Origin of the sequence: Corynebacterium sp. CCUG 70398 (assembly GCF_024454055.1) — a bacterium.
Lineage (GTDB): Bacteria > Actinomycetota > Actinomycetes > Mycobacteriales > Mycobacteriaceae > Corynebacterium > Corynebacterium genitalium.
In genome coordinates, this window is sequence record NZ_JAGPYZ010000022.1 from 1 (window position 1) to 986 (window position 986).

Genomic DNA, 986 nt, shown 5'->3' on the forward strand with positions numbered 1-986 from the left:
GGGGTAGTCGTAGCGAAAGCGAATGCTAATTGTGTGTTTTAAGTGGCATGTCCTGGACCCGAAGCGGGGTGATCTACCCATGGCCAGTGTGAAGCAGCTGTAAGAGGTTGTGGAGGCGCGAACCCACGTAGGTTGAAAACTGCGGGGATGAGTTGTGGGTAGGGGTGAAAGGCCAATCAAACTCCGTGATAGCTGGTTCTCCCCGAAATGCATTTAGGTGCAGCGTCGCGTAGGTGTGCCGGAGGTAGAGCTACTGGTTGGTTGAGCGGGACTATCATCTTAGCAATGTCAGCCAAACTCCGAATGCCGGTTTACATTGGTGCGCGGCAGTGAGACTGTGGGGGATAAGCTTCATAGTCGAGAGGGAAACAGCCCAGATCGCCGGTTAAGGCCCCTAAGGGTGTACTAAGTGGAAAAGGATGTGTAATCGCGAAGACAGCCAGGAGGTTGGCTTAGAAGCAGCCACCCTTGAAAGAGTGCGTAATAGCTCACTGGTCGAGTGGTTGCGCGCCGACAATTCAGTGGGGCTCAAGTACACCGCCGAAGCCGCGGCATATTTTTATATGGGTAGGGGAGCGTCGTGCATGGGGTGAAGCGTTACCGGAAGGGGGCGTGGACTGTGTGCGAGTGAGAATGCAGGCATGAGTAACGAATGATGCGTGAGAATCGTATCCGCCGGATGACTAAGGGTTCCTGGGTCAAGTTCGTCTTCCCAGGGTGAGTCGGGTCCTAAGGCGAGGCCGACAGGCGTAGTCGATGGTCAACGGGTTGATATTCCCGTACCCGTGCATACGCGCCCAAGTGCGAAGCGGTGATACTAACCACCCTGACCACCCGCCATGCATTCCTTTGGTTTGCGGGTGGGTGTGATGCGTGGGGCCTGATCCGTTGTAGTTCAGTGATGGGGTGACGCAGTCAGGTAGCTACGCCACTTAAGTGGATTGTGGTGCAAGCGTGTGGCACATGGACTAGTCAAATGCGGTCCT

Annotated in this window: 1 rRNA gene; it reads left to right on the forward strand. The window is 55.4% G+C overall.

The features are described from left to right. A 23S ribosomal RNA gene (locus KBX07_RS11305) occupies positions 1-986 on the forward strand; the annotation flags it as partial.